Source organism: Cylindrospermum sp. FACHB-282, assembly GCF_014697195.1.
GTDB lineage: Bacteria > Cyanobacteriota > Cyanobacteriia > Cyanobacteriales > Nostocaceae > Cylindrospermum.
Genome location: NZ_JACJRJ010000043.1, coordinates 1 through 22,097, shown reverse-complemented (window position 1 = coordinate 22,097; position 22,097 = coordinate 1). Strand labels below are relative to the sequence as shown.

Here is a 22,097-nt window from a genome sequence, read left to right as displayed (position 1 = left end):
TTTCTTTCGTATTCCACAACTACAAGTATTTTATCTGATGAATAATCAAATCTTAAAGGAAAAATTACAAGGGACACTCAAGAAGATTCAAACTAACAGTGATGGTTCTCCTGTTACTAACTTGAAGCTAGATAAAGCTTTAGCCAAAGAAATTGAACAATTGACAACCGAACTAGAAAGTCTCAATCCTCATCCTCAACCTCTCCTCCATGCTACTGCTTTGTTAGAGGGGGCTTGGCAACTGCAATACTCCACAGCTAGAGAAATCCGTTCTTTAGATTCTCTGCCATTGGGTTTACGGGTGGGTAAGGTTTATCAAGTGATTAATATTGCAGATAAACTGTTTTTTAATTTAGCTCAAGTTACTCATCCTCTAGGGCTAGTATCGGGGTATGTTAAGGTGACAGCTAGTTTTGAGCCTGCTATAAGTGATATATCAGGTTTAGCGGATAAACGGATTAATGTTGATTTTGATAAACGTTATTTAGCAATTGAAAAGATTCTCGGCATAGATACGCCTAAACTAAATCCATTTAAAGTTGTAGCGGCTAATAATCCTCAAGGTAGAATTGCTACTCTCGATATTACTTATTTAGATGAATTTTTACGAATTGGGCGTGGTGGAGATGAAAGTTTATTTATTCTGAATAAAGCTAATGATCTACCTATGTAAAAATTTTTGTGAGAATTTTCTAGGGACTGTAACAATAAGGTAAAAGCTTGGAGTGATTACCTGTGAACCTTCCAACCAGCACTTGGGCGCCAACTCAGAACCGCAAAGCTGATCACATCCGCATCTGTTTAGAAGAAGATGTACAGTGTCAGCAGGTCACCAATGGACTAGAACGCTATCGCTTTACTCACTGTTGTTTACCCGAATGCGATCGCCACGACATCGATATTAGCACCGATTTTTTAGGCAAAAACCTCTTAGCACCCCTGTTAATCTCTTCCATGACTGGGGGGACAGCACAAGCGGGAATCATTAACCAGCGTCTAGCACAAGTCGCGCAACACTACAAATTAGCCATGGGCGTTGGTTCTCAGCGTGTAGCGGTAGAAAAACCCCAAGTAGCTGATACCTTCGCTGTCCGCAAATATGCCCCTGATGTGCTGTTATTTGCCAATTTGGGCGCTGTGCAACTGAATTATCAATATGGTGTAGATGAATGTCTGCGAGTCATCGATATCCTCCAAGCTGATGCCTTAATTTTGCACCTCAACCCCCTACAAGAGTGCATTCAAACTAAAGGTGATACTAATTTCCGGGGATTATTTGACAAAATAGCTAAATTATGCAACCAATTGCCAGTGCCTGTAATTGCCAAGGAAGTAGGTAATGGTATTTCCGCAGCAATGGCAGAGAAACTAATTGCTGTGGGAGTAGCAGCAATTGATGTGGCTGGTGCCGGTGGTACATCTTGGGCAAAGGTAGAAAGCGAAAGAGCAGAAAATGCCTTGCAACGTCGTTTGGGCAAGACTTTTGCTGATTGGGGTTTACCAACAGCAGATTGTATTACAGGGATTCGGGCGATCGCACCAGATACGCCGTTAATCGCTTCCGGGGGTTTGCGTCATGGACTTGATGCAGCCAAGGCCATCGCCTTAGGAGCAGATATTGCTGGTTTAGCAATGCCTTTCTTACAAGCAGCAGCAGACTCAGAAGCCGCAGTTTACGAATTAGCTGAGGTATTAATCGCCGAAATCAGCACAGTATTATTTTGCACAGGCAACATCAGCTTGTATCAGTTAAAGCACTCTGGCAGTTTACAAAGCCTACAATAGGTAAAGAGGTCATATGACAGTTAGTCATTTGTTTTGTCTCAATGACTAATGACTAATGACTAATGACTAATGACTAATGACTAATGACTAATGACCAATGACTAATAACTAATGAATAATTTTCTTAAACAAACTTTTGCTAGCTTAGTTGGCAGCTTACTAGGACTGACTATTTTTGCCGGTATTGGTACTACTGGATTATTTATCCTGCTGCTAGCGGCTGTGTCCTCTAAAGATACCGGGCCAGTAGTCAAAGATAAATCAGTGCTGGTTTTTGACTTGTCGATGAAAATCACCGATAGTACACCCAGTTCTAGCAGATTGCTTCAGCGGGCACTATCAGGTGTAGATGAAGATAGAATCACACTCCGCAAAGTTGTGGAAACCTTAGAAAAAGCTAGTCGTGATCCGCGAATTGTGGGTATTTACCTAGATGGCGCCAACTCCAGCCAAACTAGTAACGTCGGCTATGCATCCCTCAAAGAAATCCGTCAAGCCCTAGAAAAGTTTCGTGCATCTGGCAAAAAGATTGTCGCATACAGCCAAGACTGGAGTGAACGAGAATATTACCTGAGTTCGGTAGCCAATAACATCGCCCTTAACCCTGTGGGAGTGATGGAAGTCAACGGATTGAGTTCACAATCGATGTTTTTGACGGGAGCATTGGAGAAGTATGGCGTTGGTGTTCAGGTTGTGCGGGTGGGGAAATTTAAGGGAGCAGTAGAACCGTTTATTCTCGACAAACTGAGTCCAGAGAACCGCGAACAAACTCAGAAGTTATTGAATGATGTCTGGGGAGAGTGGCGTTCTGCTGTGGGAAAAAGTCGCCAACTCAAACCAGCACAGTTGCAGGCGATCGCAGATAATCAGTCATTATTAGAAGCAGGGGAAGCTAAAAACAAAGGCTTGGTGGATCAAGTAGCATACATCGATCAAGTAGTCGCAGACCTCAAGAAGTTAACAGATAGCGATAAAAAAGACAAAACATTCCGGCAAATAGACCTGAGTAACTACGCCCAAGTTCCCGATCAGAATAGAGAACAGAAATCAGAAAATAAAGTGGCCGTTGTTTATGCTGAAGGCGAAATTGTTGATGGTAAAGGTGATGAGGGAGAAATCGGTGGCGATCGCTTTGCCAAAATCTTCAACAAACTGCGGCAAGATAATGATGTAAAAGCAGTTGTGTTGCGAATTAACAGTCCCGGTGGTAGCGCTACCGCCGCTGAAATCATGCAGCGAGAAGTAAAATTAACTCGTCAGGTAAAACCGGTTGTTGTGTCAATGGGTGATGTCGCCGCTTCTGGTGGTTATTGGATTGCTAGCGACTCCAACCGAATTTTTGCCCAACCCAACACAATTACAGGTTCTATAGGCGTGTTTGGCTTGCTGTTTAATGGTCAAAAGCTGGCGAATGACAATGGCATCACTTGGGATACAGTCAAGACCGGGCGCTATGCTGACACACAAACGGTTTCCCGTCCCAAATCACCCGAAGAGTTGGCGATTTACCAGCGCAGTGTCAACCGTATTTACTATATGTTTTTGAATAAAGTTTCTCAAGGTCGGAAACTGCCAACTAGTAAGGTAGCAGAGATTGCCCAAGGACGGGTTTGGTCAGGTAGTGCCGCTAAAGAAATTGGTTTGGTGGATGAAATTGGCGGTTTGAATACTGCGATCGCCTACACAGCCAAGCAAGCCAAACTGGGCAATAACTGGGAATTGCAAGAGTATCCGCGCCCTAGCAGCCTGGGACAGCGCTTTTTCGGGCGGTCTGCTGAAGAAACGCGGACAGCTTTCGGGCTATCCCAGTCCCAACTCAAACCAGCCAACCCTCTCACCGCTGAATTTCAGAAACTACTACAAGAAATGGAGATGCTCCAAAAAATGAACGACCCCCAAGGAATTTACGCCCGTTTACCTTTTAACTTGAAAATTGACTAGATTTTTGCCAAAAAAACGGTAAAAACATTAAATATAACCTCTCTAAATTTGGAGGAAACTATTATCAGCCCGCTGCTAAAATTGCATATCAGCTGACAGAAAGCTCCTAGATGTGTACAGTAGTTGAGAACCAATTACCTCTCCTCTATTTAACGCATCCACCTATGGATAGAAAAACTAAACGCCTATTGTTGCTGATTGTTTCTTGTAGTGTCACTGGTGTAATTTTAGGCGGTACTGCCAGTTGGGCAGAAAGCACCATCTGCTTGCAAGCCAGTCAAGTTACAAGTGAGTGCCTGACCCAAGACCCAGTACAAAAAACTTTCCAAGGCATGAGTACCGGATTGTTAGCTGGGGCTGGGGCGGCTTGCGGCGCAGCATGGAATTTACGCCAGGAACATTAAAAGCGATAGTTGCGATCGCGCACCCACATACTCACAGGCACGGCTTTACCTTGGGGATCTACCTTCACTTTCACCACTATTGGTGGTAGCTTCCCCTCTCTGGTTTGCTGTGCCCCCATCACATCATTATTAATTTGCTGCCGTTGGTCTTCTGGGATGTAATAGTTTTCCAAACCGTAGTTGATGGTGCCATCTTCATAAGCACCTTTTAACGCTACTTGATTGTTTGGCAGAGAATTGGGGCGATCGCTACTCACCCGTATCGGTCTCCAAGCCCTGGGAATACCACGACCAAAGGATTGTTGCTCTTGCAAAATCAAATATAAGCTGCTACCAGCAACCACTTGTCTATTCCTCACAGAATTTCTCCGTACCCACTCCTGCCACCCAGGCAGCCTTCTCAAAGTGGTGATCCGAGAAATATTATAATCAAGGTTTAAAGCATAGCCCCGCAGCACATCATTAGGGTTTACGGGCAATGTTTGCAAAATTACTGTCTTGCCAGTTAAATCTGTATACAGCGCTTGGGCTGGTACGGCAAGAATTAGCCCTACTTGCAGCAATAGGGGAACAACTAATCGATACAGTGGTAAAGGCTTATTTGCTTTTTGTTCAGTCGCTATCAGGTAATCCCGAAAAGTCAATTTTTCGGAAAATTCCTTTTCTGGAGATAAGGATTTATTCGGTTCAGGGGAATTACTTTTCATGGAGGTAGTCCGAAACAGGAGGAGGAATTGGGAAATAGAAACGCAGATATACGCAGAGATTCAGTATCATATAAAATTGCCAGTTGCTACTTTGCTATATTCTTATTAGCAGAACTAGATGCAGCAGATAAACGACGTTCAAACCAGAGTCCGGAACTAATCAACGCCGAACCGCACAAGACAAATACCAGAGACTTAAATAGTAAATCGGTATTGTACTCCAACACCCGACTGATAATTTGCAGCGTTAACAACAGCATCCCGCCCCAAAAAGGGCGTCTGTCGCGCAACTTCAAGCCTTCTTGAATCAATCCCCAAGAGAATAGTCCTAAAAGGACATTGAAAATAAAAATGCCCAAATCAGCAATCCGGGTGATAGCTTGATGCCAAAAAGGTACTACAGTCAGGAAGGCAAGATAGGTAGTAATCACCACCAGGGTAAAAACTACTTCCCGACGGGGGGGGTTATTTCTCTGACGCAGCAGATACAACCATTGCAACACCGCCAAACCGCTGAGAATCCCTAAATCAATGATCGGCACATACCGCAAGTTGTTTGCCTGATCATAACCATAATCTAGAGATTGCCATTGCCCACGGAAGGACAGGAAATAAAAGAATATGCTAAAACACACCAACGATAAACTACGGGCTAGGGGTTGAAACAACCTGTAATTAACCGTCGGGAACAGCAAATCATCATAACTCCAAAATAATGCAGATGGCAGTGCAAAAGCAAAAGACGCCACCCAAGGCGCCAGATCACTAGAACTTAAAAGTGGTAGCGGTGTGAGGTTGAATTGCAAAGAAGTCGCAAAGGCGATCGCCCCTAGTCCAAAAATCCAGCGCGATCGGCAAAAATAAGCTAAGGGGACAAACAACAACCAAGACAGCAGCGGCATATGTTGCACCATAAACCTCGCCCAAGTTAATTCCCCAGGAGAGTTCCACAAGTCCCCCCATCCGATCCAATAGCCGATTTGCACCAGGACAATTGCCAGAACTCCCAAAGAATTTAACGACAACCCATAAGCCATAACTAACACACCCAACCCCCAAGCCAAAAAAAGCTCAGAAGCTGAACCGCTAATATTGAAAATTTGGGACATCAGCAATAAATTTGCCCCTAAAATAAAAGCGCTGAGAATAAGCAACGACTCTCCCAGTATGCGTTTACCTTCTTGTGACTTCTTTGCTTCAGCTTTAGCTAGTGTAGGTTCTCTCCAGGTATAAAAACCAGTGATAGCAGTAGACATAAACAAACTCATTAACAAGATAAACTTGACTTCTCTTGTCCATGTCTGCCAATTTGCTGCTACAAAAGTAATTACACCTAACCCTAAAAGTATGCCGCCAATACCAATCACAATAAATACGAACCGTTCGCGGGTAACAGCTTCCAGTTTATTAAATTGATAGCGGTCTGCTATTTGTTGGTGCTGTGAAGAACTAATAAGTCCTTCATCCCGCCAGAGTTGCGCTTCTTGGCGTAACTTTCGCTGAAAATTGTCTAATATCATGACCTTCTCCGGTGCAATATGGTAGTTTGGCTAGCGTTCAAACACAGTTAGCTTCCAGTCAAAAACTAGAAGCCGCGAATGGAACGCAATCTGAATGACGGTCATTAGATTTTTAGTATGATGCCAAAACTATTGATTGCATTGTTCTGCTGTAACAGTTTCATTACTGTTCTAATCCAACATTTTTCTTGAAAAAATTATATGGAAAAACCATCAAATTTATTACTTAAAGTCTCGCGCCGTTTGTTTACCAATCTAGATGAACAAGCAAGCTTTATTGATGCCTTAATGAATCCCCAGCCTTTCCCTCCCTGTATACTTTGGTGTCAAGAAAAGCCAGATATTTCGCCCTTTGGTGTAGAAATACCAACTCTTTGGCAACCAGATTTTGTAGACCGTTTATACCTGGGAGAAAAACCAGGTCAACATCCCCTACATCAACAGGGATATTTTTACTGTTTAGATTTTTCTTCAGTATTTGCCGCTAGTATTTTATTAACAATTCCTCAGCCAGTACCTTTAGTTTTTGATATGTGTGCCGCACCCGGAGGCAAGAGTGTCTTTGCTTGGAAAGCATTAAAACCGGAATTACTCATCAGTAATGAAGTAATTGGCAAACGCCTAGGAATGCTAATTTCTAACTTGAAGCGTTGCCAAATTAAACCTAGTGGCGTAGTCAATCGAGATTCCAGCATTTTTGCAGAAATGTTTCCCGCATCTAGTAATTTAGTCATAGTAGACGCTCCTTGCACTGGGCAATCTTTACTAGCTAAAGGGGAAAAAGCCCCTGGATGTTTTCACCACACTGCGATTAATAAAAGTGCCAATCGCCAAAAAAGGATTATTGCTAATTCAGCGCAAATTGTTGCACCACAAGGATATTTAGCTTATATGACTTGCACCTATTCACCTGAAGAAAACGAGCAGGTTTGTGCATGGTTTTTAGAACGCTTCCCTCAATTTCAAGCGGTGGAAGTTAGTCATTTATCAAAATATCAATCCCATTTAACTACCATGCCTTGTTACCGAGTGTTTCCTCAAGATAGGTTAGGCGCTGGTGCATTTACAGCGCTATTTAAAAATACCTCAGAATCTGAGGAGTTAAAAGTAAATTTAGATACTCTAATTTCTATGTGTAAATACTCGGCTATTTCACAATAAAAAAGTATTTATTGAGAGTTAGATCAATTCTATGTAAGGTGTCGCTTTATTCACTCTGGAGTAATTCATGAATTGCCCCAGAAAGCCTGTACTTTTGCGTAAGTTCTATAAGCGCATCTTCAAAAAGAAATGGTATTAGATATAAATTTATACACCAAATTAGCTGATGATTAATGATCATACATCAAAGTCCTCAATCGAGTTGATTTGCTATAGAAGTAATATCTATAACTAACTTATGTAAGTATGTGACAGTTGAGACTGCGGAATAGCGGCTATAATCGCTATCATTTGACATGATATAAAACAAATAACACCTACCAAAATAATAATTAAGCGAAACATCTTGAGCTAGGTTTACAAGCCAGATGTTTGGCGAATATTTTTTTGGAAATATAGGTTAATGTTCATTTTTTAGTCACTTATGAATTACAGAGTATTTATCTATAAAATACTCTATTTTGCTGTGCTTATTGATGACCTATCACTACTGTCAATACTAAACCGTTTGAGATGAAGAATTTAATGTCTATTTCAACTGTGATCAAAAAAGTATCGATGACTGTTGCAGGAACTGCATTTATTGCAGTGGGATCTGCTATGCCATCAATGGCTGTTACAATTAACTTCGATACTGCTACAACAACAGGTCAAACCTGGAATCGTCCCGAATTTGATGGGAGCAACCCTCCTACGAGTCTTAGCGTATTTGCAACTGCTACTCCATATAGCTTCCAAGGGTTTTCTGTCGATACCAGTGGCTTATACAACTTCTTGAGTACGTCTATTTCTCCTAGTGGCTGGGATAACGCTACGTTCCTATATCAAAACAGCTTTAACTCAACTACCCCATTGGTTAACGTTCTGATTGGGAATGATAATTTATCAAATATAATCGGTCAATCTGGTTTTAATAACGTGTTTTTAACAGCGGGGACACAATACTTTTTCGTAAATACAGGATTCACTAACAACGATTTCGGTACTTTTACATTCAGTATTACTAGTTCGGATAATGTAACGGAAGTTCCTGAACCTGTGAGCATTTTAGGTGTATTGATAGGGAGTATTTATGGTGTAGGTTTATGCCAGAAATACAAGCACCTGATGAGGAATGCTACCAAGCTTTAGCTTGACAAGATATTAAGTTAACATAGACGATGCTGTGTCATTAGCTGTTCTAGCGATCGCTCTCCTGGTGTGAGTTGTGGGAGGCGATCGCTTGCTTTTTATGTCTGCGTTTAAAGAGACAACTTACAGAAGAGCAAACTTATCTGTAGACTCAATCAAAGTGCTGCGTATCCCTGGTTCACTCATCGAATGTCCAGCATCAGGAACCACAATAAATTCAGCCTCTGTCCACGCTTGGTGTAATTCCCAAGCCGATATCATCGGACAAACCACATCATAGCGTCCCTGAACAATCACAGCCGGAATATGACGAATACGGGATACATTCAAAAGTAATTGATTTTCTGATTCTAAAAATCCCTTATTCATAAAATAATGGCATTCAATCCGCGCAAAAGCTGCTGCAAATTTATCATCACCAAAATGTTGCTTGAGTTCTGGATCTACAAAAAGCTTACTTGTACTCCCTTCCCAAATCGACCAAGCACGCGCTGCTTCTAGTTGAATTTGCAAATCTGGACTAGTCAAGCGTTGATAATAAGCTGTGATCATATCCTCCCGTTCATCAATGGGAATTGGTTTGAGATATTCTTCCCAAGCATCAGGAAAAATATAGCTAGCACCCTCTTGATAGAACCAACGCAACTCTTTTTGTCTTAACATAAAAATGCCACGGAGAATTAAACCTGTGCAGCGAGAGGGATGGGTTTGACTATAAGCTAATGACAGAGTACTCCCCCAACTACCACCAAATACAACCCACTTTTCTATACCTAAATATTCCCGCAATTTTTCGATATCACTGACTAAATCCCAGGTGGTATTTTCCCGCAATTCAGCATGGGGTTTACTTTGACCACAACCACGCTGATCAAACATGATCAAACGCCATTTTTTTGGGTGGAAATATTGCCGATAAAAGGGTGGACATCCACCACCGGGCCCCCCATGTAGTAACACAATTGGCTGTCCTTGGGGATTACCAGATTCTTCAAAATGAATAGTATGGAGGTCAGAAACCTGTAAATTACCTTCTCGGTAAGGTTCAATCAATGGATAAAGTTCTCGCATTCTGGGAACTAACTAAAAATCATATCTACCAATTCTAAATCATTTGTGAAATTATCTCTTCTCTTAGCCTCCTTGGCGGTTTCTTTAAAATTAATTTTCCCAAATTAGCTAAAATTGCTATAGCAACAGGTTTGCAATACAAAACCGCTCTAGGATAGTCCTAAAGCGGCTTTGTTAGAAGGCGTTATATCTGAAAGGGTACATCTATGTGATGCCCTACTTTCTGTATAGCTCGTTCAGTATATAACCCTATTCAATCAACTTCGAGACTATCCGGAAAGATTTCGTTACAAAGAACTTGCAAAAATTTTCAGAGAAAGTTAAGTGACTAAAAAACAGACTCTTCGATAGTTGTATTCCAGCCTTAATGCCATGATGAACTAGATTAAGCGAGTGCTATATGAAAAGGGAATTGCTATGTGTTTAATCCAGAAACAGCAAATTAATCTCTAGGAAGTTGAAAATTATTATTATCTATATCTTCAGAATGATTTACAAACTTAATTTGACCCATTCTTTAGATAGAGGGCAGATGTTTAGAAAAAAGATTTAGTTATATATAGACTAGTCCACTATTTCAATGTCTTTGTTCAAAGCCTCCGGCGATTTCCCTTCTCTGGAGGTTATTTTTTTTGTAAATGCTTTTTTGAAGCATAATCTCACGCCTCATTTAAAATACAGTTAGGATAAAATACCCTACTTTGTGTAGTCAAGATTTTAGTGTAGAGTAATAAATCGCTATCGATAATTTTCATTATCTAATCAATAAGTTAAATTTGTCAAAGCTGGGTAAGATCAGACAATTTAGCAATGCTCAGTAATTCTACTGTGTCCTATTCAAGGCAAAGATTATTAAAATGCATTTTAATAATTCTAGCTACTTAATTATGCCAGCCTTGCCGCCTCAGTGTCAAAATTTGAAATCACAAGTTGAGTCTATATTACAACTTGTACAGCAAGAACCTTCTTTGCGTTCTCAAGATATTACACCCGTGCAAATGTCTCTGGGTAAAGCAATTTCGCCAAAGTTTGAAATTGTGTTTGCAGGTGCATTTAGTGCGGGTAAGTCGATGCTAATCAATGCGCTGCTAGAAAGAGAATTGCTATATAGCGCCGAGGGACACGCTACAGGAACAGAATGCAAAATTGAGTATGCAGAACCAGATCAAGAACGAGTTGTTTTGACTTTTTTAAGTGAAGCGGAGATTCGAGAACAAGCAGTTTCTTTGTGTCATGGGTTGGGGTTTAACACAGTCGCTAATATTAATGAAGCTGAAGTAATTAACTTGCTTCGTCAAGGTTGTGCAGCGATTATTCAACAAGAGGGTGGTGAGAGTAAATCAGAACGTGCAAAACAAGCAAATGCTTTAATGCTGTTGTTAGAAGGATATGAGATCAACCGCGATCGCATCCACACGGTTAACAATGCTACATATTCAATGGAGCAATTTAACTTTTCTAATGTCAAGGAAGCTGCTGGATATGCGCGTCGGGGTAGTAACAGCGCGGTTTTGAAACGGATTGAATATTACTGCAACCATCTTTTGTTACAAGATGGCAATGTGATTATTGACACGCCGGGAATTGATGCGCCAGTAGAGAAGGATGCACAACTAACCTACGCGAAAATTCAACATCCAGATACTTCGGCGGTTGTCTGCGTACTCAAACCTGCGGCTGCGGGTGACATGACAAAGGAAGAAACAGAACTTTTGGAATTGATGCGGGAAAATAGCGGTATAGGCGATCGCGTTTTCTATATTTTCAACCGCATTGATGAAACTTGGTATAACCCCCAGCTAAGACAACGATTAGAAAATTTAATTAATGGACAGTTTCGCGACAGTACCAGGGTTTATAAAACTAGTGGATTACTCGGATTTTATGGTAGTCAGATTAAGCAGACAAACGGACTTACTCGGTTTGGCTTAGACTCGGTATTTGCAGAAAGTGTCAAAGGTTTAGGTGGTGGAGAAGAAACGCCACAATTTGTTAATGAATTTAATCGCTACTGTGGTAACTCTGGTAAGTTATCCCCTAGTAAATTTCGCATTTCTGTCAACAGCTTTGAAACAGCAAATGAAAACTATGTGCGGATTTTAGCTGAACAGGGAATGCCTTTAATTAATCAACTAATTCAAGATAGTGGCATTGAGGAATTCCGCACGGCGATTACTCGCTATCTTACCGAAGAAAAGCGTCCGCAATTGTTTAAAAATCTTGCTGATGATTTAGAAGATATTTGTATTAAGCTGAAGAAAAATTATCAGGGTTTCCAACGAGATTTAGACAGTCAACCACGAGAAATTGAGGCAATGAAGGCGCAGGAGTTACAACGCCTCAACCAGCAACTCCAGCAAGTTGGCAAAGACTTTAGTCAGCATATCACAATGGAAGTTAACAAATTAATTAACAATACTTGTGATGAATTTGAAGCAGATTTTCGGCAATTACAATCACGGATGATTCGCCGATTGGATGAGTTGCTAGATACCTTTTCTGTGGCTGAGGCTTATCGACGTGCAACTCTCAGTCACCCTCGCAATGCTACTGCACCTTTATTGGCGATTTTAGTGGAGGCTTTTTATTACTTAGCAAATCAGTTGGAAGATATTTTGATTGACTCTACTCAGCAAGTAATTTCTAATCTATTCCAACGGCTAATTGAAAATGTTCGCCAGTCAGAATATTATCGTCAGTTATATCGCTTATTAGGTAATGATGGCGGGATAGAACAAGAGGTGAAAGCGGTAGAAAGACAGGTTTCTTATGGGTTGGTGAGTGCTGCTAGTGTAGAGTGCGATCGCTTTGTGCGGGAAAGTCCTAGATTTTATGATGAAGGTACTTTTTCTATATATCAATTTCGGCAGACTTTGCAACAAACTTCTCAAGGTTACGACGCCGAAAGTATAGTGGAAGCTGAACCGGCAATTAGACAGTTATTAAAGTTAGATTTTGAGCCGAAAGTTTCTCAAACTATTCGCAAATCTTTCCGCCAAACTATCAACCAAATTTTGAAAACTCAGTTGTTACCAATGGCGGAAAAGCAAGCTGATCATATTTTGCAGCAGTACTCCCATGCACGTGCTTATTTGGAGAAGACTCTGGAACAAGAAGCTGAGGAAAAAATTGCTAATAATCGTCGGTTGTTGAGTGTTGTGGAACAGAAGATTGAGACGTATAATTCGGCGGTTGCAAGTATTAATAGTTGTTTCCAGGCGATGCAGTTATATGAGCATTTTTTGCCGATAATTAGTGATGCTGATGTGATACTTTTGAATGAGGTACTTATTTCTGAGGAAGTAAAAGAGGTTTAGGAGTTATCGCAGGTAAACATAGACAATTATCTGTGTTTATCTGTGGTTTAATAAATATTTGTCTCACGCAGAGGCGCAGAGGCGCAGAGCAAGAAAAGAGAAGAATGAGGTTGATATGGAAGATAATTTGTCTTTAGAAAAATGTGGTGATGATGATGTTATTTCATTCAAGGATAAATTGTTTAAACTGGGTAGATTTAGAGATACTGTGAATCATGCATTTATACAGGAATTCGGACATACACTAAACGGAACATTTGAAGAAAGAAATTTGCCAGTACCTAATACTCAAGAATTATTAGGTGATGGGTTAGATTGTGAAGTTTTAAAGATTGCTTCACAAGGCTGGCAAAAAGGAAAATTGAGAATCAAAGTAACTCTAGAGTTTATTCCTGATGAACCAGAAATTGAACAAGAAACAGAAATCACTGAACCAGAATCACCACTTGACGATCTAAGGCGAATGATGAATGAGGAAGGTTAATCAACAAAAATTTACATTTTTTATTCGTGCAAAGGTGAGAGAATTTCCATAAAACTAACGCATTAATAAAAAATGACAAATAATATCATTGAGAGAATTGACGAATTTAACAAAGGACGTCACCCAGAACTGCTGAAGTTAAAATATAAGAATATGCGTTCTGATATATTTACTTTTTATCGCGGTACTTGTCATTTATTTTATGAAGACTTCCCTAAAGATTCTCCTTTAAATGCAGCGCCGCTAGCCTGGATTTGTGGCGATTTGCATTTAGAAATTTTTGGCAGTTATAAGGGTGATAACCGATTAGTTTATTTTGATATTAATGATTTTGATGAATCTTGTCTTGCACCCTGTACCTGGGATGTGGTAAGACTTCTCACGAGTATCATAGTTGGTTATCACACGCTGGGAGTCAATGAATCAGAAGCACTGCATTTAAGCAATCACTTTCTTGATGCTTATACTAATGCCTTAGTAAAAGGAAAGGCTAGGAGTGTGGAAAAGGAAACTGCTAAAGGTTTAGTTAAAGATTTATTAGAAAGTCTGAAGAAACGCGATCGCACAGAATTTTTAGATAAACACACAAAAGAAAAAAAAGGCAAGCTTCGCTTAATTATTGACAATAAACGGACTGCTGAAGCCACGGAAGAACAGCAGCACAAGGTAAAAGAACTAATCGCTGCTTGGCATAAATCTTCACAACAAGATGGAGATTTTTACCAAGTTTTGGATGTGCAACAGCGAATAGCTGGTACGGGTAGTTTAGGGTTAGAACGTTATGTAATTTTGGTGGAAGGTAAAGGTTCTCCTGACCAAAATTATCTATTAGATTTTAAGGAAACACAAAAAAGCTCATTGCAACAACATTTAACAGTCCCTCAGCCGCAGTGGGAGAGTCCAGCAGCGCGGGTAGTAGCGATTCAAAAACGGGTGCAAGGAACCTCGCCGGCGCTGTTGGAGGCGATAGTTGACGGTGATAAATCCTATGCTTTGCGGGAGTTGCAACCAACACAAGATAAGGTGAATTTGCTGGCTTGGGATGGAAAGTTGGGACGTTTAGAAAAGTTGATGCAAACAATGGGTGAGGTGACGGCTTGGGATCAATTGCGTAGTGGTGGTAGACAAGGTTCAGCTACAGCAGATGATTTAATTAATTTTGCTCACTCGTCTGATTGGCGCGATGAACTTCTGAAGTACGCCAGCAGCTATTCTCAACGTGTAAAACAAGATTATCAGGAGTTTTGTCAACAACCATGAGCAAAACCCCCCGTATTCCCATCCCGCCAGAAGTAAGGAAATATGTCTTTCAACGTGATAAATACCAATGTCAAAGCTGTGGTAAAACAACTTTAGAGGCTAGTCTTTCTATTGATCATATTATCCCTTTGGCTCGTGGTGGTCAAAATGATATTAGCAATTTACAAAGTCTCTGCTTTACCTGTAACCAAGAAAAAACGGATAAAATTGATCCCCGCTTCCGGCGACATTTTCAGGGTTAACCTTGAAGATTCCCCCTAACCCCCTTTCCGGTGGAGACGTTGTATACAACGTCTCTACATTGTGGACTACTGAAATCACAATTTGCTCAGAATCATGCTGACATCAACGGCTAACTTTTGTCCCAACTTCAGCAATTGACGAGATTGAGTAGCATCAGATCCTTTCGCTAGGGTGCTCAGACACAGTGGTAAGATTTGATTGTGTAAACGACTGAAGTAAAGTTCCTGGGATCGCTGTAAGGAGATGCCCAGATTTAGCTGATATCCAACATCAATTAGCCTTTCTAACCTGTGGATATCTGCATCAAAGCTACCGTTGGCTTCATGCAACAAATTCCAGAGCGATCGCACAATTAACTGTTCTAATATCTGCCTACCTTCGGGAATATTTAGCCGGCAACGCAGATGTTTGGCTTCGGTGGCGATCGCCTCTAGTTCTGCTATGTGATTAGAACTTAATTGCGCTTCGGTGATGTCTTGCTCTAGCGATCGCAATGTTGTCATACAGCGATAGCCTAAAGCAATCTCCGCTGCTACCTGCAATTCTTGCGGCACTTCTAGCTCATCCCGATGAAACGCCATAATCACACCGTAATTTTCACGGTATGCTTGGGTATATAGTTGGTCTAAGCGTGACAGTGTTTCCTGACTTAACAGCCGCATAATCCGGTGGCGTTCTTCCGCAAATAGATTCTGCAAACTAAAAGTTTCATCCCCAAAAACCTGCGTCATTACCAAAATGCATTGAGCCGCACTTGCCTGTTGCAACGCCCCAAACAGCTTTTCTTTCAATTGGCTGTAGTCACGCCTGCCGGTAAATTGTTGAATACAGCAATGGAAATCCCAGCCTCCTAAATGGAGTACAGCAAACACCAAATGTTCACTTTCCCAGGTAATTTCTGACACTAGCTTTAAATTACCGACAACCATAGTCAACGATCCCATGCGTTGCATTTGGTAATCTAACTCGTTGGCATTGTAGCAATAAACACGATTTTGCAAAGCATGAGGAGTTTTTTGAGCCCCATCTTGTGGCGAAGAATTTTTATGATTGGTAAATAGAGAAGTAATCGCGTAATGGGCAGCAACTTGCTTAAAACCAATTTGGGCAGTTAGCACCAGTTGACGATAAATCTCTGCACCATGCTTAAAATGTTCAACATTACTAGGAGCTAAACCTAGGCGTTTCAAAAAGCCTTTTTCTAACTGTACACCCGCCACATCTCCCGCCAGTTCTAAAGCACGGGAGGCGTAACGCAAAATTTGTGTTCCCTCTGGGCGAGAAATTTCTTCAAAAAACCAGCCGCAACTGGTGTACATCAACAAAGCATGACGTTGCATTTCCAATAGCCGCAATGCGTCTACCTGTTCGGCTGCTGTCAGTTTGTGGTTTTGATGGCGTCCGAGAAAACGGTTAACATTGGCAGGTGTGCGATCGCGCATTACGTGAATATATTCATCCCTTGCTTGCCAGGGATCACGAAATAACTGCTTACCTTGTTCCTCATACACCGCTACTAGCTGATCCCGCAGCCAATTCAGGGCATTCCGCAAAGGACGACGCCATTTTTGATGCCAAACGCCCCCTTCACCACCGCAACCGCAATCTTCTTGCCATCTGTCTACACCGTGGGCGCAACTCCAAGCCGTGATTGACTTTAACTCTACTTCCCAAGCAGGAGTATTTAAGCTCAGGTAGTGGGCAAAGTTCGTCACCGTCCAACGGTGGTTAGGAAACTCACCTGTAAAGGCATAGGCTAAAGTTTTCTCAGTCCCCTTTTTGTGATGCCCAAAGGTTTCTCCATCCGTCGCTACAGAAATTAATTGTGCTGGACGATGATCCCCACGGATTGCGGAACCGATGCGTCCAGCAAAGTGACTAGAATTATAAACAACATCACTAAAACCCATATCCCGCGATATCGGGCCATCGTAGAAGAAGATATCAATATAAGGTAATCCCTCTGTACTTTCCTGGTTTGAGGCTCTGCCGTTACTGGTAGCGCTGACATTCAGAGGTGAAGATGGACAACTGAGGCTGGGCTTCAAATAACAACGATAGGGACGGGTGGGATCAATCTGATTACCACCAACTTCATGCCATTCGGGGTGGGGATCATTCTTCGTTGCTAGGAGACGACAACGCTGTGCTTGAGATGGTGCTAACACAATAAAGCGAATCCCTTCCGCCACCAAAGCTTCTAAGGTGGCATAATCTACAGCGGTTTCAGCCAGCCACATCCCTTCGGGATCACGTCCAAAGCGGGATTTGAAGTCTTCCTTACCCCAGCGAATTTGAGTATATTTATCCCGTTCGTTCGCCAAAGGCATGATGATGTGATTATATACTTGGGCGATCGCATTCCCATGACCTTGCAAACGTAGCGAACTCGCCTCATCTGCCTCCAAAATTCGCTGATACACTTCCACATCATGGCGTTCCAACCACGACATCAGCGTTGGCCCAATATTAAAGCTCATGTACTCATAATTATTCACAATCCCCACAACCTCGCCTCGGTCATTTAACACCCTGGCAAAGGCATTGGGACGATAGCATTCCCAGTGAATGCGCTCATTCCAGTCATGGAAAGGTGTTGCACTCGGTTGGCGTTCAATCGCGTCCAGATAAGGGTTTTCTCGTGGTGGCTGGTAAAAATGACCATGAACCGTCACATAAACACCCGTAGCTGTTTTCAGGGGATCGCTATCAGGACTGTGTTGAGAATCTTGGTGAAATGTAAATGTTGAGCCAGTACTCACTGGCATTTCAGCAGCTGAAGTCATAATATATTTATCCAAAAAAAACTTGCAGTTGTGCCAAAAATATTGTATGTATACCTGTTTACAGTCTCTAGAACACAAATTCCGGTATATACAACTATGGGATACAACTAATATTTTTGCGAAAGTGGTTTTAGTCTTGCGGGAAATCTGCGTTATCGCACAGCCCGTTCCCCGGAGGTACAAAACAAACAGTAATTAAACAACAGATTTAGTTAGGGAGGGTTTTCTCGTTGGCAGCGCCAAGAAGCTATTCATTTGAATGGTCTTTTAAACTATTAAACCCCATTTTTGGCTAAAAATTCTGGCTTAAGTTCATAGTTTTGCAACAAAAGATTGCAACAGCTCAGTAAATCGCAATCCTATTTTACATATCTTCTTCCCGATTGCAAACAGTAAAAATTCTCACTGGCTCCACAGACTGTTGAGCAATGATGTCTGATCTGTTGTCGTTGCCCACGAAGATAGGGTTTACCGCTTTGGGTCGGATCTGATCTTATGCTTATGCGATCGCCAAAACTGTGAAATACTGGTTCTCAACCATCGGATACGGAACCGCCAATGAAATGAAAGCCCCGATGTCGAATGGGTTAATCCCTCAACTCAAGGTGATACATGTCAGGTAAAAGCATTATTTTATTCGTTCTGTTACTCTTTATACCAGTTTCCTTAGCTGCCCACTTTTTGCAGTGGGGTGACTTAATAGTTTTCATCACAGCAGGATTAGCAATTCTGCCCCTAGCAGCTTGGATGGGTACAGCCACAGAAGAAATTGCTGTAGTAGTAGGGCCCACCTTGGGGGGATTGTTGAACGCCACCTTTGGTAACGCTACAGAACTAATCATTGCCCTAGTTGCCCTCAACGCTGGGTTAGTAGATGTAGTCAAAGCCAGTATCACCGGTTCCATTATTGGCAACTTATTATTAGTGATGGGTCTTTCCATGCTGTTGGGCGGACTGCGCTACAAAGAACAGACATTTCAGCCAATTGTGGCGCGGGTGAATGCTGCTTCTATGAACTTAGCAGTCATAGCCATTCTGCTGCCCACAGCAATGAATTTTTCCTCTCAAGGCATTCCCGAAAAAACGCTGCAAAATCTCTCTCTTGCCGTTGCTGTAGTCTTAATTTTGGTCTACGGTCTGACCCTGCTATTTTCTATGAAAACCCACGCCTATCTCTATGAATTGGGTGTAGCAGAGATAGAAGCCGAGGGAATCCCCCATGAAAAACCCAATGTTTTGTTGTGGAGTGGTGTCTTGCTAGTATGTACCCTGCTAGTAGCAATTGAATCAGAATTACTGGTCAGTGCTTTGGAAGTAGCTACATCTCAGCTAGGTTTAACGGCATTGTTTACAGGGGTGATTCTAGTTCCCATCGTAGGTAATGCCGCTGAACACGCTACAGCAGTCACAGTAGCCATGAAAGACAAAATGGATCTTTCTGTTTCTGTAGCTGTGGGCTCGAGTATGCAGATTGCCTTATTTGTCGCTCCTGTTTTAGTTATCGCCGGGCGGGTAATTGGCCAACCTATGGACTTGGATTTCAACCCCTTTGAATTAGTAGCTGTGGCTGTGTCGGTATTGATTGCTAACACCATTAGTTCCGATGGTAGGTCAAATTGGCTGGAAGGAACTTTACTCTTGGCTACCTATACAGTCTTGGGGTTCGCCTTCTATTTCTTTCCAGTCCCTTAATCGATGGCATGGGGTAGTTATCAGGAAGGCTGGCTAAAAACCCCGGAGGAAGAGGCACTACGTGCTTTTCTTCCCTGCCAAATAGGATTACTCGGTAAGCGTAAAACGAGGGCGTCTTTAGACCTGAGAATGTCAAACTGATGCGTTCTATCCACTGAATTAGCAATTAGACGAGATGCGATCGCTTGCGGTTTGTTTAGCCCAGCGCGATCGCTTTTTCTAAATTAATAATTTATTGCTCTCAAACTGTTTCAAACAAGCACTAATATCTCTGATCCAAAAAATTGTCAATTATTTAGACAATTTGCTCTGACGGCAACAGTTAATTTAAGTGTTGTATTTTACATCCAACGCCGCAATGACAGAGAAAAATAGCCCACAATCAGCTAAAATAATGCTGATTTGACTAGGGGATAATTTCTCTAGAGGCAAACCATTACATGATTATTTTGATAATTATCAGTATCTACTATTCCGGAATAGTTCAATTTTAAATGTCAGAATAAATATTGGCTTTAGCAAAATGAACTACAATGACTGAAATTGGCTTGCTGATGACAGGCGCTTTAAATACAAAACAACCATATTTGCCAGAGCAGCGATCATTTCAGCAAGAAAATGGCGTGCAAAAGTTAACAAATAGTCAGTTACCTCACTCAGTTCCTGCTGTTCAAATCACAGCACCTGAATTCATGCAGATAAACGGAACTTCCCAAACTAGACTATCAGCACTGACACTAAAAAAGAACAAAATACTTCAGAAAATTAGTAAAAAGTATCTGTCCCCAGATTCGTCTACCTTAGCCGATGGTCAAATAGTCCAAAAGACAGACAAAGACGGTGTAAAGATCACAAAACGATCCCAAAACTTTAATAATCAACCCTTGCCAATTCTAAAATTTGGTAATTCAGGTATTTCCGTTAGAGTCTTGCAACGCTTGTTAGTATCTAACGGCTACGGAATTCGAGTTGATGGAGTTTTTGGCCCACTGACAGAGATAGCTGTGGAAGCATTTCAAAATTATCACAATTTAGGAGTAGATGGAATAGTTGGTCAAAAAACCTGGCGCAAGTTGACAATCTAAATCAAAACTACCCCTTCCCACAATTAAATTACCAAAACTCAAAAGGGTAAATTGTGACCTAGCGCTTGAGCTATTTTGCAGTGGGAAGGGATTCGCGCTGTTAACTCGGTTAATTGATTTCTGAAAAATATTATCCCACAGGATAACATTTTTGTAATATGTAATACAGGGCGAACGATGGGACTTGAACCCACGAATGGTGGTACCACAAACCACTGCCTTAACCACTTGGCTACGCTCGCCATTCACTCTTGGAGTATAGCACGTATTTGGGAAATTGATCAAGAGCTTTTTTCCAAGGAACGGACTCAGTTAATCTAGAGTCTTGGACTATAGCGGATCAAATTTGGGAAATATGAAAGCCTTAACCATTATTACATATGTGGGAGCAGCCGGACTAGCCGCCTTGGCAATAACAATGGCTCAGACAAATCCCGATCAGCCTAAATATGAAGAGTATGCAGTGCAAGGGTTGACAAAGTATTTAAAGTCTGATGTTTGTAAAAAGACACCCAACCTTTTAGAGAATTTAATCAAAATAAATTGCAATAAATTGGTTGATTCGGCTAACCCACAAATCCGGGAACTGATTGCTGCAACTACAGTAAGGCAAAATTACATGATTTTTAGCGTTTATAGTACAGACTTAAAACTCAACTCTTGGATACCTTCTTACAGATTTGAGACAGTGGGAGCATTTGGTAATTTTTATACTTATAGCTCTGAACAGCAATAAGGCCAGAAGCAGCGGGGGGAATATGGTAGTAGTTGGGAATACTTGTATATAGAAATCCCTGGAAAACCGCTCAACCAAACCTACTCAAACTTACTCAAAGTCTTAAAGTCTAGTCATTCGTAGTGGATCAACCACCACAGGGTTAAACGGCAAACCCTTTATTCCTTGGTCAAAGACATCAGGAATTACTTTTCTGATAATATTAAATGACCCATTGATATCGGCATTTAATAACCTACTATCCCCGGTTTTATACAATCCTCTCGCTATTCTCTTTCCCTGAAAAACAGGTTTTTTATCCCCATATTTAGGCAACTTATCTCCATCTAAAGCACTGGCTTGAGATGTATAGGATTCTTCCGTAATGATTACTTTGATTCCTTTTAATTGGGCTTTATACGTTAACATTTCTATTAACCTATAATGTGGAATGTTCACAAATTGTTGATTGTTTTTTCTGCCCAAATTAATTTGTTGTTTCCAAGTAACATTATGTCCAATAACCAGGATTCCTATTTGATGCTGCACACACCAATCTATTACTCTTTTACTTGCTGTATGTAGATAATTCTCTACTCGACAGTTTCGTTTATGAGTGAGATTTTTTAACCTTTGGCAATTGGTTTGATTATGTGGGATTTTTAGCTGAGATTGTAACCAGGAACGTTGTTTGTTATAAAAGGTGTTAATCGCTTTTATTGGTCTGCCTTTAATCAAAATAGGTGCTATGCCTGTTTGATTTGTAGTTACAGCCATTAAGTTATTAACTCCTAA

18 protein-coding genes and 1 tRNA gene are annotated in these 22,097 nt (G+C 41.3%); 13 read left to right on the top strand and 6 right to left on the bottom strand.

From position 1 onward, the window contains the following. Positions 1–37: 37 nt before the first annotated feature. From H6G32_RS20070 to H6G32_RS20055, 4 genes are all read left to right on the top strand, one after another. A complete protein-coding gene (locus H6G32_RS20070) occupies positions 38–673 on the top strand; it encodes a PAP/fibrillin family protein (protein ID WP_190461417.1) in 636 nt (211 codons plus the stop codon). Positions 674–735: 62 nt separating this feature from the next. Beyond that, positions 736–1,785: a type 2 isopentenyl-diphosphate Delta-isomerase gene (gene fni / locus H6G32_RS20065; protein ID WP_190461416.1), complete on the top strand. Its 1,050-nt coding sequence runs from the start codon at positions 736–738 to the stop codon at positions 1,783–1,785. Positions 1,786–1,896: 111 nt separating this feature from the next. Continuing rightward, a complete protein-coding gene (gene sppA / locus H6G32_RS20060) occupies positions 1,897–3,726 on the top strand; it encodes a signal peptide peptidase SppA (protein WP_190461414.1) in 1,830 nt (609 codons plus the stop codon). A 164-nt stretch (positions 3,727–3,890) separates the two neighbouring features. Beyond that, positions 3,891–4,130 (top strand): hypothetical protein, encoded by a 240-nt coding sequence (locus H6G32_RS20055; RefSeq protein ID WP_190461412.1) that lies wholly within the window; start codon positions 3,891–3,893, stop codon positions 4,128–4,130. On the opposite strand, the gene H6G32_RS20050 is transcribed toward H6G32_RS20055, so the two are convergent. Both H6G32_RS20050 and H6G32_RS20045 read right to left on the bottom strand, forming a co-directional pair. After that, positions 4,127–4,837, bottom strand: coding sequence for a GDYXXLXY domain-containing protein (locus H6G32_RS20050; protein WP_190461410.1), 711 nt, complete (start codon positions 4,835–4,837; stop codon positions 4,127–4,129). The genes H6G32_RS20055 and H6G32_RS20050 overlap by 4 nt on opposite strands. 86 nt (positions 4,838–4,923) lie before the next feature. Then, positions 4,924–6,357: a DUF2157 domain-containing protein gene (locus H6G32_RS20045; protein ID WP_190461407.1), complete on the bottom strand. Its 1,434-nt coding sequence runs from the start codon at positions 6,355–6,357 to the stop codon at positions 4,924–4,926. Between the two features lie 201 nt (positions 6,358–6,558). Between H6G32_RS20045 and H6G32_RS20040 the strand changes: the two genes are divergently transcribed. Then, positions 6,559–7,518 carry an RsmB/NOP family class I SAM-dependent RNA methyltransferase gene (locus tag H6G32_RS20040; protein WP_190461405.1) on the top strand — a complete coding sequence of 320 codons (960 nt, stop codon included), beginning with the start codon at positions 6,559–6,561 and terminating at the stop codon, positions 7,516–7,518. Between the two features lie 525 nt (positions 7,519–8,043). Then, positions 8,044–8,649: a hypothetical protein gene (locus H6G32_RS20035; protein ID WP_190461403.1), complete on the top strand. Its 606-nt coding sequence runs from the start codon at positions 8,044–8,046 to the stop codon at positions 8,647–8,649. Positions 8,650–8,772: 123 nt separating this feature from the next. Here H6G32_RS20035 and pip read toward each other — a convergent pair whose 3' ends face one another. Continuing rightward, positions 8,773–9,720, bottom strand: a complete 948-nt coding sequence (gene pip, locus H6G32_RS20030; RefSeq protein ID WP_190461401.1) for a prolyl aminopeptidase — start codon at positions 9,718–9,720, stop codon at positions 8,773–8,775. An 887-nt stretch (positions 9,721–10,607) separates the two neighbouring features. Here pip and H6G32_RS20025 point away from each other — a divergent pair. From H6G32_RS20025 to H6G32_RS20010, 4 genes are all read left to right on the top strand, one after another. After that, a complete protein-coding gene (locus tag H6G32_RS20025; RefSeq protein ID WP_190461471.1) occupies positions 10,608–13,037 on the top strand; it encodes a dynamin-like GTPase family protein in 2,430 nt (809 codons plus the stop codon). Positions 13,038–13,152: 115 nt separating this feature from the next. After that, positions 13,153–13,521 (top strand): KGK domain-containing protein, encoded by a 369-nt coding sequence (locus tag H6G32_RS20020; protein ID WP_190461399.1) that lies wholly within the window; start codon positions 13,153–13,155, stop codon positions 13,519–13,521. Between the two features lie 72 nt (positions 13,522–13,593). Next, entirely contained in the window at positions 13,594–14,781 is a 1,188-nt protein-coding gene (locus tag H6G32_RS20015; RefSeq protein WP_190461397.1) for a DUF2252 domain-containing protein, read from the top strand. Further along, complete coding sequence (locus tag H6G32_RS20010) at positions 14,778–15,023, top strand: HNH endonuclease (RefSeq protein ID WP_190461395.1); 246 nt, start codon at positions 14,778–14,780, stop codon at positions 15,021–15,023. The genes H6G32_RS20015 and H6G32_RS20010 overlap by 4 nt, the downstream gene beginning before the upstream one ends. A 75-nt stretch (positions 15,024–15,098) precedes the next feature. On the opposite strand, the gene H6G32_RS20005 is transcribed toward H6G32_RS20010, so the two are convergent. Continuing rightward, entirely contained in the window at positions 15,099–17,810 is a 2,712-nt protein-coding gene (locus H6G32_RS20005; protein ID WP_190461393.1) for a DUF3536 domain-containing protein, read from the bottom strand. A 612-nt stretch (positions 17,811–18,422) separates the two neighbouring features. Between H6G32_RS20005 and cax the strand changes: the two genes are divergently transcribed. Continuing rightward, positions 18,423–19,502, top strand: coding sequence for a calcium/proton exchanger (cax, locus tag H6G32_RS20000; protein ID WP_190461391.1), 1,080 nt, complete (start codon positions 18,423–18,425; stop codon positions 19,500–19,502). 533 nt (positions 19,503–20,035) lie between these two features. Then, positions 20,036–20,587: a peptidoglycan-binding domain-containing protein gene (locus H6G32_RS19995; RefSeq protein ID WP_190461389.1), complete on the top strand. Its 552-nt coding sequence runs from the start codon at positions 20,036–20,038 to the stop codon at positions 20,585–20,587. A gap of 169 nt (positions 20,588–20,756) precedes the next feature. Here the strand turns inward: H6G32_RS19995 and H6G32_RS19990 are convergent. Further along, positions 20,757–20,829 (bottom strand) — tRNA-His (locus H6G32_RS19990). Positions 20,830–20,942: 113 nt separating this feature from the next. On the opposite strand from H6G32_RS19990, the gene H6G32_RS19985 reads away from it, so the two are divergent. Beyond that, positions 20,943–21,323: a DUF4359 domain-containing protein gene (locus H6G32_RS19985; protein WP_190461388.1), complete on the top strand. Its 381-nt coding sequence runs from the start codon at positions 20,943–20,945 to the stop codon at positions 21,321–21,323. Between the two features lie 102 nt (positions 21,324–21,425). Here the strand turns inward: H6G32_RS19985 and H6G32_RS19980 are convergent. Beyond that, positions 21,426–22,097: RNA-guided endonuclease InsQ/TnpB family protein (locus tag H6G32_RS19980; protein WP_190461386.1), on the bottom strand; the 672-nt coding region annotated here is incomplete at its 5' end.

Excerpts from the sequence above, each read along its gene's own strand:
- H6G32_RS20070 (WP_190461417.1), top strand. The coding sequence starts at position 38 with ATGAATAATCAAATCTTAAAGGAAAAATTACAAGGGACACTCAAGAAG.
- sppA (WP_190461414.1), top strand. The coding sequence starts at position 1,897 with ATGAATAATTTTCTTAAACAAACTTTTGCTAGCTTAGTTGGCAGCTTA.
- H6G32_RS20055 (WP_190461412.1), top strand. The coding sequence starts at position 3,891 with ATGGATAGAAAAACTAAACGCCTATTGTTGCTGATTGTTTCTTGTAGT.
- H6G32_RS20050 (WP_190461410.1), bottom strand. The coding sequence starts at position 4,837 with ATGAAAAGTAATTCCCCTGAACCGAATAAATCCTTATCTCCAGAAAAG.
- H6G32_RS20045 (WP_190461407.1), bottom strand. The coding sequence starts at position 6,357 with ATGATATTAGACAATTTTCAGCGAAAGTTACGCCAAGAAGCGCAACTC.
- H6G32_RS20040 (WP_190461405.1), top strand. The coding sequence starts at position 6,559 with ATGGAAAAACCATCAAATTTATTACTTAAAGTCTCGCGCCGTTTGTTT.
- H6G32_RS20035 (WP_190461403.1), top strand. The coding sequence starts at position 8,044 with ATGTCTATTTCAACTGTGATCAAAAAAGTATCGATGACTGTTGCAGGA.
- pip (WP_190461401.1), bottom strand. The coding sequence starts at position 9,720 with ATGCGAGAACTTTATCCATTGATTGAACCTTACCGAGAAGGTAATTTA.
- H6G32_RS20025 (WP_190461471.1), top strand. The coding sequence starts at position 10,608 with ATGCCAGCCTTGCCGCCTCAGTGTCAAAATTTGAAATCACAAGTTGAG.
- H6G32_RS20020 (WP_190461399.1), top strand. The coding sequence starts at position 13,153 with ATGGAAGATAATTTGTCTTTAGAAAAATGTGGTGATGATGATGTTATT.
- H6G32_RS20015 (WP_190461397.1), top strand. The coding sequence starts at position 13,594 with ATGACAAATAATATCATTGAGAGAATTGACGAATTTAACAAAGGACGT.
- H6G32_RS20010 (WP_190461395.1), top strand. The coding sequence starts at position 14,778 with ATGAGCAAAACCCCCCGTATTCCCATCCCGCCAGAAGTAAGGAAATAT.
- H6G32_RS20005 (WP_190461393.1), bottom strand. The coding sequence starts at position 17,810 with ATGACTTCAGCTGCTGAAATGCCAGTGAGTACTGGCTCAACATTTACA.
- cax (WP_190461391.1), top strand. The coding sequence starts at position 18,423 with ATGTCAGGTAAAAGCATTATTTTATTCGTTCTGTTACTCTTTATACCA.
- H6G32_RS19995 (WP_190461389.1), top strand. The coding sequence starts at position 20,036 with ATGACTGAAATTGGCTTGCTGATGACAGGCGCTTTAAATACAAAACAA.
- H6G32_RS19985 (WP_190461388.1), top strand. The coding sequence starts at position 20,943 with ATGAAAGCCTTAACCATTATTACATATGTGGGAGCAGCCGGACTAGCC.